The sequence below is a fragment of the Klebsiella huaxiensis genome, assembly GCF_003261575.2.
Taxonomy (GTDB): domain Bacteria; phylum Pseudomonadota; class Gammaproteobacteria; order Enterobacterales; family Enterobacteriaceae; genus Klebsiella; species Klebsiella huaxiensis.
In genome coordinates this window covers 55,582-68,513 of sequence record NZ_CP036176.1, presented here as the reverse complement: position 1 = coordinate 68,513, position 12,932 = coordinate 55,582, and the positions used below count along the sequence as shown (strand labels likewise).

Genomic DNA, 12,932 nt, shown 5'->3' with positions numbered 1-12,932 from the left:
GACGCTACCCAGGTTGAGCCACTGGCGCTACGCAAGATCATGCAGGAACTCGGGCGCAACATGCAGGCTATTACCGGTGCGATTTCGCAGGAGGAATGGGTTCAGGTCGTTCAGCTCGCCCCAAAAGTTGCTGCACACCCCGAGCCACCGCTTACTGAAAAAATGCGCATCCTTGCTTACCTCGGCGCTGATGCGACCAAGTTCAGAAACTTTGACGCGCAGACTCACGAGGCGGCGCTGGCCATGAAGCTGGCTGCTGCGAGCAGCGACGGCAAGGCGGTGATCCAATCATTCGCCCTATCTGTCCCCGCTGGGGTGGGAGCATATCAACCTGACCGGCGATTACCTATGGCGCAGCAGTGCCAAGGTCGGTGCGGGGAAGTTCAGGCCATTGCGACCGCTGCCACCGGCTTAGCGTGCTTTATTTTCCGTTTTCTGAGACGACCCCCTTATGGCAGCACTTTAAATTGAGTCTCATACAGTATCTGTTTTCTTTCTCTTCATCTCTCATGACCTGCTGCCCACTTACAGACTCCAGGGTAAAGCAAAAAATTCTCCACCGGTGAGCAGAGTATATTGCATATGCCAGTTTATGAGTGTATATATAGCATATGCCAATAAGGAGCCTTCATGCCAAGACCCAGAATTCCCCGTAACATCTGTGGCCGCCCTGCGGATACCTGTTTTAAGCCCAATGCGCGACCGATGAGCCAGCTTGAACATGTTCATTTAAAAGAAGATGAGTTTGAAGCGTTACGGCTGGTCGATTTACTGGGCATGCAACAGCAGGAAGCGGCTGTTGCAATGGGGGTTTCAAGGCAGACACTGGCCAATGTCCTGAAAGCAGCCCGTTTTAAGGTTGTGGACTGTCTCACTCAGGGCAAGGCCTTAATAATGCACTCTGAAAGGGAAGGAGTTACACAAGATGATCACAGCCATTCCAGTGAATGACGACCGGGTAGCAAATCATTTTACCAAAGCGAGTCACCTTGTCCTGGTGGATGAGCGCGGTGTGGAGCTCAGCCGGACAGAAAATCCCGCGCTGGGCGCAGATTGTTCAGGTAAACGGAAGCTGGTTGACCTGCTGGTTCAACAGCAAGTCAGCCGCGTTGTGGTCCGTAACATCGGGGAACGGATGCTGGGTAAATTACTGGGGCATCAGATCGCGGTGTACCAGACTGACTGTGGTCGTCGTTTGTTCACTGAACTGTGTGATCCGGATACCCGTGTTCTGACTGAACTGAATAAGCCGGAGCAGGGACGCCAGTCCTTTCATCATGAGGCGAAAGGGAAAAAATGCTGTCACTCTGACGGGAACACAGCAGAAAATGCGTGCCAGGGTGGGCGTCAGCATCATCACGGAAACGGGCGCTGTTGCCATTCATGAGTTTATTTCATCACGGGCGGTGATTTTTATCAGACCCGTATTGTGTATAAACCAGGAGCCGGAATGTGTGGAGGAGGCAGTAATGATGCCGGGGGAGCCCCTCAGCTGACTGAATTCCGGATGCCTCCCGTCAGTACAACCGGACGCTGAGCAGAAACAGATGAATTGTTATCTTGATGCCAGAAAGGCCCATACCTGTTGTATGGTCTGTAGTTCCCGCGACAACAACCCTGATACGGTGAACTTAATGTTTTCAGAGCACCCGGATGGCTCTGTATGTGCGGACTACACGGCCAATCACAGGCATCAGGGGTATACGGGTCTTTTACATGGCGGAATGACGAGTACCCTGCTGGATGCAGCAATGACTCATTGTTTGTTCATGCAGGGTGTGCAAGCCCTGACGGCTGAACTGACGGTAAGATTCATTTCACCCGTTTGTACCGGAGACAAACTGATGGTATGTGCCAGACTGCTTGGGCAACGCAGGGGGATTTACCTGCTTGAAGCATGGCTGACAAAAGGACAGCAGACAGTGGCACGTGCCACGGCGAAATTCATTGTTCCGTCGCAGGATATTGCTCTGGCGCATCGCTAGTGTGACAGACGACAGGTGTACCTGGTTATTATAAAAATTTGAGGCGTGTTTTGCTCAGACCGGAAAGAATAATCGCATATCGTATATTCCACTGAAACCGTGTAAGAGGTAGTTATGAGTAAACAAATCATTGATATTGGTATTGCTGAATCATCCCGGGTGGAGATTGCAGACGGCCTGTCCCGGCTTCTTGCTGACACCTATACCCTGTATATAAAAACACATTACTATCACTGGAATGTAACTGGCCCCATGTTTAACAGCTTACATTTAATGTTTGAAAATCAATACAATGAGCTGGCCACTGCCGTTGATGATATCGCTGAACGTATACGCTCGCTCGGATGCTTCGCGCCCGGCACATATCATGAATTTTCACGTCTAACAGCGGTTAATGAAGATAAGGATATTCCGGCAGCAAAAAACATGATTGAAAATCTTGTCCAGGGCCAGGAGACCGTGGTTAAAACTGCACGCTCCCTGTTCCCGCTCGTTAATAATGCGAATGATGAAGCCACAGCAGATCTGCTTACACAACGTATCCAGTTACATGAGAAAACTGCCTGGATGTTGCGTAGCCTGCTTGAATAATGTCACCACGTGGCAGCAGAAAAAACGGTTTGTCAGCCACAGGCTATTACTGACAGTGCAGAATCATCCGTGTTCCTGTGGCTGTTTTTTCTGACCGTCACAGTATTAAACACCATTGAATCAGTGGGTTAATCAGTGAATGCGTGAACGAGAAATACAGTCCGTGACGGGCATCATCGGCTGGTATATCCGGACCACTGTTGTTTTCCCGTTAAGGTATCGCAGGTTCCGGTCTGGCATTTCACAGCCTGAACAGGGTTAATGATGCACGGATAAAACGGTTTACGGGGAAAGCAGGATCATATTATTCGTTGTTATGGCTTCCTTTACCGGTGCCTGCCTGCGGGCAGTAGAGATCATATAAGGTATTTAACAACGTCATGATACGGTTATCCTCAATACGGTAATATACCATTTTACCTGCCCGTCGGGTCTCGACCAGCTTCAGGCGGCGCATGACACCCAGCTGCTGGGACAGGGTCGGCTGAGTGATACCGACCGCCGCTTCCAGCCCGGCCACATTCGCTTCCCCCAGGCTTAACTGACACATCAACAGCAACCGGTCGCTGTTGGCCAGTCCCCGTAAGACATCTGCTGCCCTCAGGGCCGCATTCTTCATATCTGTCTGACGTTTTGTGTCTTCATTCATGAGCATTGCTGATTTCTCATACTATGTGTTTTTATATAATATAATTTAGTATACTGACGGTATCGTAATTTTGCCATCGTGTTCGTCAGGTCTGCAGCGTCCTGCCGGCCCGGGGAAACGATTATATCTGGCAGGCATTTTTGCCCCGGGTGAACAGAGAGGATGTAATGAAAATAGTGATTGTTGGTGGTGTTGCCGGCGGGGCATCCGCTGCAGCCAGAGCTCGTCGGTTATCAGAGGATGTCAGTATTGTTGTGTTTGAACGGGGAAGCGATGTCTCTTTCGCCAACTGTGGATTACCTTATCATATAGGCGGAAAAATTCCTTTAAGGCAGTCACTGATTCTGAAAACCCCGGAGGATTTTAAATCCCGCTTTAACATAGACGTCCGTATCTGTCATGAAGTGACGTCAGTGGATCCGGTTAATAAAACGGTGACGGTTAAAAATCTGACCTCAGGGGAGGTCTATAGCGAAGAATGGGATCGTCTGCTCCTCAGTACCGGCGCCGCTCCGGTTGTCCCTCCTTTGCCCGGGCTACAGGAAGAGGGTGTCTTTACGCTGCGAAATCTTACTGACATGGATGCTATCCTGGGGTGGATTGAGCAACATCACGTAGCTCACACCACGCTTGTCGGGGGGGGATTTATCGGACTTGAAGTGATGGAGGCTCTGAGCGAACGGGGGATCAATGTGACCCTGCTGGAGATGGGGGAACAGGTTATGGCTCCGGTTGATCCTGAAATGGCATCTGCCCTGCATCAGGAAATCCGGAGTCATGGCGTGGATCTGCGTCTCAGAACGGCGCTCACCGAGGTACTGCGGACAGAGACGGGATTCCGCGTTGCACTGTCTGAGGGTGGGTTTCTGCAGACCGACATGGTTATTCTCGCCATCGGGGTAAAACCTGAGAACAGCCTTGCCACAGGAGCCGGGCTCGCAGTGGGTAAACGGGGAGGCATAAGCGTCAATGCCTGTATGCAGACCAGTATCCCTGACATCTACGCCGTGGGGGATGCCGTTGAAACCCCAGACTTTGTCTTTCAGGAACCCGCTAATTTTCCTCTGGCAGGGCCCGCCAACCGCCAGGGACGCATTGCTGCTGATAACATGCTAGATCGTCACAGCCTTTACCATGGCAGTCAGGGGACATCCATTTGTAAGGTATTTTCGCTGAGTATTGGCAGCGTCGGTGCGAATGAAAAGCAGCTGAAAGTTCATGGCACCCGATACGAGAAGGTTTACGTCCATGCCGCTGATCATGCCGGTTACTACCCGGGGGCAACGATGATCAGTCTGAAACTGCTGTTCAGCCCCGATACCGGTAAAATTCTCGGGGCTCAGGCATCAGGGAAAAAAGGGGTTGATAAACGCATCGATGTCCTGTCTGTCGCACAGCGCGCGGGGCTTACCGTCAACGATCTCGAACATCTTGAGCTGACTTATGCTCCACCTTTTAACAGTGCAAGGGACGTCGTTAACCAGGCTGGTATGGTGGCGACAAATGTAATGAAAGGAGATACGGTCATATGTCATGTCAGCGATGTGTTACAACGGGAACCGGGCAGTTATTGTTTACTTGATATTCGCTCTCCTGCCGAACTGAAACAATTTGGTGAATATCCTGACGCGCTATCCATCCCTCTTGATTCCCTGCGGGAAAACCTTGGAAAATTGCCTAAAGATAAAGAAATTTTTATAGGATGTCAGAGTGGCCTGCGCGGGCATGTGGCATACCGTATTCTGCAGGCTCACGGCTTCCGGACATATAATCTGAGTGGTGGTTTCATAACCTGGCAGACGGTAACGGAGTCAATGAGTAAATAAGAGATGAAGTGCCATACACACATGGCACTTCATTTCTCCAGATTCGTTGAAAACATATTATATGGAATAGAAAATCTACAAAAATTATTAACGCCTTGAATGGCAGCTATAAGCGCATACCCTGAATCACTTTAAAGTGATTCAGGGTGTGAATGACTATTTTTGGATTTGGCACACAGCGTACTTCCAGGCTGCTAGTCATTAAGGGGTCCGCTTGGAAAATAGACTGGCCCCCTGAATCTCCAGACAACCAATATCACTTAAATAAGTGATAGTCTTAATACTAGTTTTTAGACTAGTCATTGGAGAGCAGATGATTGATGTCTTAGGACCGGAGAAACGCAGACGGCGTACTACACAGGAAAAGATCGCTATTGTTCAGCAGAGTTTTGAACCGGGAATGACGGTCTCCCTTGTTGCCCGGCAACACGGTGTGGCAGCCAGCCAGTTATTTCTCTGGCGCAAGCAATACCAGGAGGGAAGTCTTACTGCTGTGGCCGCAGGAGAGCAGGTCGTTCCTGCCTCTGAACTTGCTGCTGCCATGAAGCAGATTAAAGAACTCCAGCGCCTGCTCGGCAAAAAAACGATGGAAAATGAACTCCTTAAAGAAGCCGTTGAATACGGGCGTGCAAAAAAGTGGATAGCGCACGCGCCCTTATTGCCCGGGGATGGGGAGTAAGCTTAGTCAGCCGTTGTCTCCGGGTGTCGCGTGCGCAGTTGCACGTAATTCTCAGACGAACCGATGACTGGAAAGATGGTCGCCGCAGCCGTCACTCAGATGATACGGATGTGCTTCTCCGTATACACCATGTTATCGGAGAGCTGCCCACGTATGGTTATCGTCGGGTATGGGCGCTGCTTCGCAGACAGGCCGAACTTGATGGTATGCCTGCGATCAATGCCAAACGTGTTTACCGGATCATGCGCCAGAATGCGCTGTTGCTTGAGCGAAAAACCGCTGTACCGCCATCGAAACGGGCACATACTGGCAAAGTGGCCGTGAAAGAAAGCAATCAACGATGGTGCTCTGACGGGTTCGAGTTCCGCTGTGATAACGGAGAAAAACTGCGAGTCACGTTCGCGCTGGACTGCTGTGACCGTGAGGCACTGCACTGGGCAGTCACTACGGGCGGCTTCGACAGTGAAACAGTACAGGAGGTAATGCTGGGAGCGGTGGAACGCCGCTTCGGCAACGAGCTTCCGGCGTCTCCAGTAGAGTGGCTGACGGATAATGGTTCATGCTACCGGGCTAATGAAACACGGCAGTTTGCCCGGATGTTGGGGCTTGAACCGAAGAACACGGCGGTGCGGAGTCCGGAGAGTAACGGCATAGCAGAGAGCTTCGTGAAAACGATAAAGCGTGACTACATCAGTATCATGCCTAAACCAGACGGGTTAACGGCAGCAAAGAACCTTGCAGAGGCGTTCGAGCATTATAACGAATGGCATCCGCATAGTGCACTGGGTTATCGCTCGCCACGGGAATATCTACGGCAGCAGGCCAGTAATGGGTTAAGTGATAACAGGTGTCTGGAAATATAGGGGCAAATCCAGAAAACGGAAAATATCCTACGTTAAACCTGTTTCTTTAGCTGGCATTACAAAAAGCGAGCGTCTGCATGGTACAGACAGACGCCCGAATACGATAAAAATGAGACGAAAAAAACAGGTTACTTAACCCGCTTCCCCGTTTCGTCAATGACCTTTTCGCCGTCCTCTTTGGTAAACACTCCTTTCTGACCTTCAGGTAGAATATCCAGCACTATTTCTGAAGGGCGGCAAAGACGAGTGCCAAGCGGCGTAACGACTACCGGCCGATTAATCAGGATCGGATGTTGAAGCATAAAATCAATCAACTGCTCATCACTGAATTTCTCTTCATCAAGGCCCTGGTGTTCATAAGGCTCAACATTCTTACGCAGCAATGCACGCACCGTAATTCCCATATCTGAAATAAGTTTAATCAGCTCATCACGGGTCGGTGGCGTATCGAGATAATAAATAATGGTCGGTTCGTTACCGCTGTTACGGATCATCTCCAGCGTGTTGCGTGAAGTGCCGCAGGCCGGGTTGTGATAGATGGTAATGTTGCTCATATCTTTATCTCATTACAAAGTGATGGAAAGCCGCAACGCCAGCGCGGCCAGAGTGACAAACAGCACGGGCAGAGTCATGATAATGCCGGTGCGGAAGTAATAACCCCAGGTGATCGTTATATTTTTCTGGGCAAGCACATGCAGCCAAAGCAGGGTTGCCAGACTGCCAATCGGGGTGATTTTCGGGCCTAAATCGCAGCCAATCACGTTGGCATAAATCATTGCCTCTTTGACGACGCCAGTCGCCGTACTCCCGTCAATCGACAGCGCGCCAATCAGCACCGTCGGCATATTGTTCATCACCGACGACAGGAACGCGGTCAGGAAGCCGGTGCCGAACGTTGCTGCCCATAACCCCTTTTCTGCCAGCAGGTTCAGTACACCAGACAGATACTCCGTGAGCCCGGCATTGCGCAGGCCATAGACCACCAGGTACATGCCCAGCGAAAAAAACGCCTTCTGATCGTATAAATACACACCATGAGCGTTTTCACAAAGTCTCCTTCTGCCAGGCAGCGGATAATCTTACATGTGTCTGTCGTTTTCAGAAGACGGCAGACCGGACTAAAACCATAGGCATATCATTTGCCTTCAACAAGTTCACCGAACAGCTCTTTCACCCTGTTTCTGGCGTCCGTTAGCGCTATGTGCCCTTGTCCGGTGATTTCATATACTCGCCGACTTCGTCGACCGGCCTGAACATGTCGTGAAGTGAGATACCCCTTCTTTTCCATACCGTGCAGCATCGGATACAGGGTACCCGGGCTGAGTTGATAACCGTGGTGTCGCAATTCCTCAATGATGCCCAGACCAAAGACGGGTTCTTTGGCTGCATGATGCAGGATGTGCAAACGGATCATCCCGCCGTAAAGATCTTTGTCGGTCACGCCCGGAACCTCACAGTGCTAAACTCAACAACCAACCCGCAACACCGCAACTCACTACGACCAGCCACGGCGGCAGTTTCCAGAACATCAGAGCGACCAGTGCCACAAGGGCAAGGCCGAAATCTTGCGGAGCGAGAACTGCGCTCGTCCATACTGGTTGATAGAGAGCTGCCAGCAGAAGGCCAACTACGGCTGCATTAATACCCTGCAACGCTGCTTGTGTACGGATATTGCGGCGCAGACTTTCCCAGAACGGCAATGCTCCCACAATCAGAAGGAAGGACGGTGCGAAAATTGCCAGCAGACAAACCAGACCACCCAGCCAGCCAGAAGGCACCTGGTTCATCGAAGCCCCGAGAAAGGCTGCAAAAGTGAACAATGGTCCAGGAACGGCCTGGGCAGCGCCGTAGCCAGCCAAGAATGTATCAGTGCTGACCCAGCCAGAAGGAACGACTTCAGTCTGCAGTAATGGCAGCACGACATGCCCGCCACCAAAAACCAGTGATCCGGTCCGGTAGAAAGTTTCTACCATTAACAGCGTCGGATTTGGGAATATCGCCGTCAGCAATGGTAACCCTGTCAGTAGCACAAAGAACAGCGTGAGCCAGAACAATCCGACGCGACGCCGTATTGAAACGGGCAGCGGATCATGTACCGTCGTCTGCTGAGGTTTGAACAGTAACATGCCAGTGACAGCCGCAGTGACGATTACTCCCACCTGTCCCCAGGCCGATGGCACAAGAAGCACAAAGCAGGTTGCCACTGCCATGACAGTAATACGCGGTATATCCGGGCAAAGATTTCGGGCCATGCCCCATACAGCTTGCGCGACCACCGCAACGGCTACCACTTTCAGCCCATGCAATACACCAGAGGGCATCATATCCCCGTAACTGGTCATCCCCAGCGCAAACAGGATCAGTGCAACTGCTGACGGTAGCGTGAAGCCGGCCCATGCTGCCAGCGCCCCGGTATAACCGGCACGGGACAGCCCGAGCGCTATACCAACCTGACTGCTTGCTGGTCCCGGAAGGAACTGGCACAGAGCGACCAAATCTGCATAGCTGCGCTCGGTCAACCACTGCCGTCGCGTCACAAACTCATCGCGGAAGTAACCCAGATGGGCAATTGGGCCGCCGAAGGATGTCAGGCCAAGTCGGAAGAAAATCAGAAAGACAGCCCAGGGGCTGTGATCATTCCTGGCAGTATCGTTCATGGTCAGATCCTGATTGCTGGTTTTATTGGCTATTATAATCGAATTTCGTTATCGAAATTCGATTATAATAGCCACTGCTCCCTGTGGATAGAATGATGTTTCATGCTTTCCAGATGTTTACTTCAAGAACAGTTTCAACTGCCTGGCCAGTTATGGGCTTTATTCACATTCAGTATTATTGCTGTCCTGCTTTTACCCGGAGTATGGTTTGCCGGGTGGTATTAAATTCTCTGGCAACCGCACTGATACTGGCCCCGGAATTAAGGCGCTCTGACACTATTTTTTTTTGCTCCTCGCTCAAGATGGGCGGACGACCGAAGCGTTTCCCGGCTGATCTTGCCCGAGAAATCCCTGAATGTGTGCGTTCAATCAGCAGATCCCTCTCAAACTCAGCCACAGCTGAAATCACCTGCATAGTCATTTTTCCGGCCGGGCTGGTTAAATCCACACCTCCGAGAGCGAGACAATGAACACGGATATCTAAAGTAGCCAGTTGTTCAACTGTTTTTCGGATATCCATCGCATTACGGCCGAGTCGGTCAAGTTTGGTGACAATCAATACGTCACCGCTTTCCATTCGATCAAGCAACCGGATGAACCCTGGTCTTTCGCTGGCAGCAACCGAACCACTTATATGTTCCTCAATCAGCCGCTGGGGTCTGATGGCAAAACCCGCCGCTTCAATTTCATGGCGCTGGTTTTCTGTATTCTGTTCCAGAGTGGAGACCCGACAGTAGGCAAAAACTCGTGACATAGGAAACTTTCCGTACGCAAAGGGTGTCCGAATTATAACGTATGTACGAAACAAATTTCGCTGACTTTCGGACATATTGTTTGCGAGGCGTACGAAACCGACCGGTTTCGGTCATAGCCAATCCATAACATATGGAAACTATACGCGAGGGAAGTATTTATGCCACGGAGACAAATACTCAGTAGTGAAGAAAAAGAACGCTTGTTGATTGTGCCGGATGATGACGTATTTCTGACGCGCATGTGCTTTCTGAGTGAACATGACCTCGCGCTCATTAATAAACACCGCAGGCCAGCTAACCGTCTGGGCTTTGCAGTTTTACTCTGTTATTTGCGAGGACCAGGGTTTCCTCCCGACAAAAGTATTTCACCTCACGACTGTGTTGTCTTCAGGCTGGCGGCTCATTTGAAAGTCCAGTCTGATTTGTGGGCCGAGTATGCATCAAGAGAGGTCACCCGCTGGGAACATCTGGCTGAACTCTACCGCTACCTGGAATTATCCCCTTTTAACCGGGCGCTGCAAAAAACCTGTATTCGCCACCTTTATCCCCACGCCATGCGGACAGACAGAGGTTTTTTACTTGCGGAGGAAATGCTCTCCTGGCTCCACAATAATAAGGTTATTTTCCCCTCTGTTGAAGTGATCGAACGAACCCTGGCCGAAGCAACAACACTTGCCGACAGGGCGGTTTTTTCTGCGCTTACCGCGCAGCTTGAACCAGGGCATAAAGCGGCACTGGACCGTCTGTTGGTATCTGAGGGTGAGCAACCTTCACGGCTGGCCTGGCTGCTCCAGCCTCCGGGAAAAATTAATGGTAAAAATGTCCTGCAACATATCGACCGGTTAAATGCGATTGAGTCGCTGGCACTCCCTGACGGCATTGCACTTTCCGTTCACCAGAACCGACTCCTGAAACTCGCACGCGAAGGCAGGAAAATGAGTAGCCGGGATCTGGCAAGATTCACGGATGTTCGCCGTTATGCCTCGCTGGTTTGTATCATATCGGAGGCCAGATCCACCCTGACTGACGAAGTTATTGATCTGCACGAGCGTATTCTGAGTAGTCTGTTCAGCAGGGCAAAACGTACTCAGGCCGAGCGGCTCCAGCAAACGGGAAAGCTGATTCAGAGTAAACTGAAGCAATACGTTACCGTCGGACAGGCATTACTTAACGCCAGAGAGTCCGGGGAAGATCCCTGGGCCGCAATAGAAGACGTCCTTCCCTGGCAGGAATTCATCAACAGCGTGGAAGAGACGCGGTTCCTGTCACGTAAGGACAACTTCGACCCGTTGCATCTGATCACAGAAAAATACAGTACGCTGCGTAAATACGCCCCCCGGATGCTGTCCGTGTTGCAGTTCAGGGCTGCACCCGCCGCAATGCAGCTCAGTGACGCATTGGATACCGTCAGAGATATGTATAGAAAACAACTCCGAAAAGTACCGCCTTCCGCGCCAATCGGGTTCATCCCGGAAAGCTGGAGAAAGGTTGTGATCACCCCCACCGGCATTGACCGAAAATATTACGAATTTTGCGTGCTGAATGAACTGAAGGGAGCCTTACGTTCAGGTGACATCTGGGTAAAGGGGTCACGCCGCTACAGGAATTTCGATGATTATCTGATCCCGTCAGACGATTTTGAAAAATCACTCCGGGATAACCAGTTACCCCTTGCTGTTCCGGCCGATTGCCATGAATACATCAAGAGCCGTTTGACGCTTCTTGCATCGCGTCTGGAAGAAGTTAACGCGATGGCGCTGGCCGGTGATTTACCCGATGTTGATATATCGGATAAAGGCGTGAAAATTACCCCGCTGGATAACAGTGTCCCTTCAGCAGCATCCCCTTTTGGCGATCTGGTTTATGGCATGCTCCCTCACCCTAAAATTACTGAAATGCTGGATGAAGTGGACGGCTGGACTGGTTTTACCCGCCATTTCACACATCTCAAAAACAATCACGTCAGACCTAAAGACAGAAAGTTGTTACTGACCACCATCCTGGCCGATGGTATCAACCTTGGACTGACAAAAATGGCCGAATCCTGTCCGGGAACGACCAAATCGTCACTCGAGGGCATTCAGGCCTGGTACATCAGGGATGAAACCTATTCAGCTGCGCTGGCCGAGTTGGTCAATGCCCAGAAAAAAAGCCCTCTGGCGGCATTCTGGGGCGATGGAACAACGTCATCGTCTGATGGACAGAACTTTCGGGTGGGGAGTCACGGGCGTTATGCTGGTCAGGTCAATCTTAAATACGGTCAGGATCCAGGCGTGCAGATTTATACGCATATTTCGGACCAATACAGCCCGTTTTACACCAAAGTTATCAGCCGCGTGCGGGATTCAACACACGTACTTGATGGTCTGCTGTACCACAAAACTGATCTGGAAATTACAGAGCATTACACCGACACAGCAGGTTTCACTGAGCATGTTTTTGCGCTAATGCATCCGCTCGGATTCGCTTTTGCGCCAAGGATCCGGGATCTTCATGACAAACGGCTGTTTATTCATGGAAAAGCTGAGTTGTATCAGGGGCTTCAGTCAATCATCTCGACAACCAGCCTGAATCTAAAGGAAATTGAAACCCACTGGCATGAGGTGCTGCGTCTGGCAAGTTCTATAAAGCAGGGAACGGTAACAGCATCACTGATGATGAAAAAGCTGGCAAGCTATCCGAAGCAGAATGGTCTGGCAAAGGCGCTGAGAGAGATTGGCCGCATCGAAAGGTCATTGTTTATGCTGGACTGGTTCAGGGATCCTTTACTGCGTCGACGCGTACATGCGGGGCTGAATAAAGGTGAGGCTCGCAATGCCCTTGCGCGAGCGGTCTTTATGCATCGGCTGGGTGAAATCAGAGATCGGGGGCTGGAGAATCAGAGCTATCGAGCCAGCGGTCTGGGGTCGGTTCCGGCTGAGGGCGAA

General features: G+C 51.0%; 11 protein-coding genes and 3 pseudogenes. 8 read left to right on the top strand and 6 right to left on the bottom strand.

The window, feature by feature from the left end:
• Positions 1–298: 298 nt before the first annotated feature.
• The 5 genes and pseudogenes from DA718_RS31125 to DA718_RS29920 form a co-directional block, all read left to right on the top strand.
• Positions 299–415 (top strand): annotated as a pseudogene (locus DA718_RS31125) (hypothetical protein); the annotation flags it as partial.
• Positions 416–630: 215 nt separating this feature from the next.
• On the top strand, positions 631–951 hold the full coding sequence (locus tag DA718_RS29935; protein ID WP_001137910.1) for a DUF134 domain-containing protein: 321 nt from the start codon (positions 631–633) through the stop codon (positions 949–951).
• Positions 926–1,387, top strand: coding sequence for a NifB/NifX family molybdenum-iron cluster-binding protein (locus DA718_RS29930; RefSeq protein WP_000626969.1), 462 nt, complete (start codon positions 926–928; stop codon positions 1,385–1,387). Before DA718_RS29935 ends, DA718_RS29930 begins: the two co-directional genes overlap by 26 nt.
• Positions 1,388–1,547: 160 nt before the next feature.
• Positions 1,548–1,985, top strand: a complete 438-nt coding sequence (locus DA718_RS29925; RefSeq protein ID WP_016241611.1) for a PaaI family thioesterase — start codon at positions 1,548–1,550, stop codon at positions 1,983–1,985.
• 114 nt (positions 1,986–2,099) lie between these two features.
• Positions 2,100–2,576: a Dps family protein gene (locus tag DA718_RS29920; RefSeq protein ID WP_000043177.1), complete on the top strand. Its 477-nt coding sequence runs from the start codon at positions 2,100–2,102 to the stop codon at positions 2,574–2,576.
• 304 nt (positions 2,577–2,880) lie between these two features.
• On the opposite strand, the gene DA718_RS29915 is transcribed toward DA718_RS29920, so the two are convergent.
• Positions 2,881–3,231 carry an ArsR/SmtB family transcription factor gene (locus tag DA718_RS29915; RefSeq protein ID WP_000928911.1) on the bottom strand — a complete coding sequence of 117 codons (351 nt, stop codon included), beginning with the start codon at positions 3,229–3,231 and terminating at the stop codon, positions 2,881–2,883.
• A gap of 161 nt (positions 3,232–3,392) precedes the next feature.
• On the opposite strand from DA718_RS29915, the gene DA718_RS29910 reads away from it, so the two are divergent.
• Both DA718_RS29910 and DA718_RS29905 read left to right on the top strand, forming a co-directional pair.
• Positions 3,393–5,051, top strand: coding sequence for an FAD-dependent oxidoreductase (locus DA718_RS29910; RefSeq protein ID WP_049015483.1), 1,659 nt, complete (start codon positions 3,393–3,395; stop codon positions 5,049–5,051).
• A 313-nt stretch (positions 5,052–5,364) separates the two neighbouring features.
• A protein-coding gene (locus DA718_RS29905) for an IS3 family transposase (protein WP_167492795.1) occupies positions 5,365–6,593 on the top strand; the annotation gives its coding sequence in 2 pieces (ribosomal slippage) (positions 5,365–5,680 and positions 5,680–6,593; 1,230 coding nt in all).
• A gap of 128 nt (positions 6,594–6,721) precedes the next feature.
• Here DA718_RS29905 and arsC read toward each other — a convergent pair.
• The 5 genes and pseudogenes from arsC to DA718_RS29880 form a co-directional block, all read right to left on the bottom strand.
• The gene (gene arsC / locus DA718_RS29900; protein WP_049015986.1) at positions 6,722–7,147 is read right to left on the bottom strand and encodes a glutaredoxin-dependent arsenate reductase; all 426 of its coding nucleotides are present in this window, start codon (positions 7,145–7,147) and stop codon (positions 6,722–6,724) included.
• Positions 7,148–7,159: 12 nt separating this feature from the next.
• Positions 7,160–7,609: pseudogene (locus DA718_RS29895) on the bottom strand (ArsB/NhaD family transporter); the annotation flags it as partial.
• 119 nt (positions 7,610–7,728) lie between these two features.
• Entirely contained in the window at positions 7,729–8,034 is a 306-nt protein-coding gene (locus DA718_RS29890) for a PadR family transcriptional regulator (RefSeq protein WP_004206574.1), read from the bottom strand.
• Between the two features lie 10 nt (positions 8,035–8,044).
• Positions 8,045–9,250 carry a chromate efflux transporter gene (gene chrA / locus DA718_RS29885; protein WP_049015982.1) on the bottom strand — a complete coding sequence of 402 codons (1,206 nt, stop codon included), beginning with the start codon at positions 9,248–9,250 and terminating at the stop codon, positions 8,045–8,047.
• Positions 9,251–9,425: 175 nt separating this feature from the next.
• The gene (locus DA718_RS29880) at positions 9,426–10,004 is read right to left on the bottom strand and encodes a recombinase family protein (RefSeq protein ID WP_004206571.1); all 579 of its coding nucleotides are present in this window, start codon (positions 10,002–10,004) and stop codon (positions 9,426–9,428) included.
• A 159-nt stretch (positions 10,005–10,163) separates the two neighbouring features.
• Here DA718_RS29880 and DA718_RS29875 point away from each other — a divergent pair.
• Positions 10,164–12,908, top strand: a pseudogene (locus DA718_RS29875) (Tn3 family transposase); the annotation flags it as partial.
• Positions 12,909–12,932: the final 24 nt, after the last annotated feature.

Excerpts from the sequence above, each read along its gene's own strand:
- DA718_RS29935 (WP_001137910.1), top strand. The coding sequence starts at position 631 with ATGCCAAGACCCAGAATTCCCCGTAACATCTGTGGCCGCCCTGCGGAT.
- DA718_RS29930 (WP_000626969.1), top strand. The coding sequence starts at position 926 with ATGATCACAGCCATTCCAGTGAATGACGACCGGGTAGCAAATCATTTT.
- DA718_RS29925 (WP_016241611.1), top strand. The coding sequence starts at position 1,548 with ATGAATTGTTATCTTGATGCCAGAAAGGCCCATACCTGTTGTATGGTC.
- DA718_RS29920 (WP_000043177.1), top strand. The coding sequence starts at position 2,100 with ATGAGTAAACAAATCATTGATATTGGTATTGCTGAATCATCCCGGGTG.
- DA718_RS29915 (WP_000928911.1), bottom strand. The coding sequence starts at position 3,231 with ATGCTCATGAATGAAGACACAAAACGTCAGACAGATATGAAGAATGCG.
- DA718_RS29910 (WP_049015483.1), top strand. The coding sequence starts at position 3,393 with ATGAAAATAGTGATTGTTGGTGGTGTTGCCGGCGGGGCATCCGCTGCA.
- arsC (WP_049015986.1), bottom strand. The coding sequence starts at position 7,147 with ATGAGCAACATTACCATCTATCACAACCCGGCCTGCGGCACTTCACGC.
- chrA (WP_049015982.1), bottom strand. The coding sequence starts at position 9,250 with ATGAACGATACTGCCAGGAATGATCACAGCCCCTGGGCTGTCTTTCTG.
- DA718_RS29880 (WP_004206571.1), bottom strand. The coding sequence starts at position 10,004 with ATGTCACGAGTTTTTGCCTACTGTCGGGTCTCCACTCTGGAACAGAAT.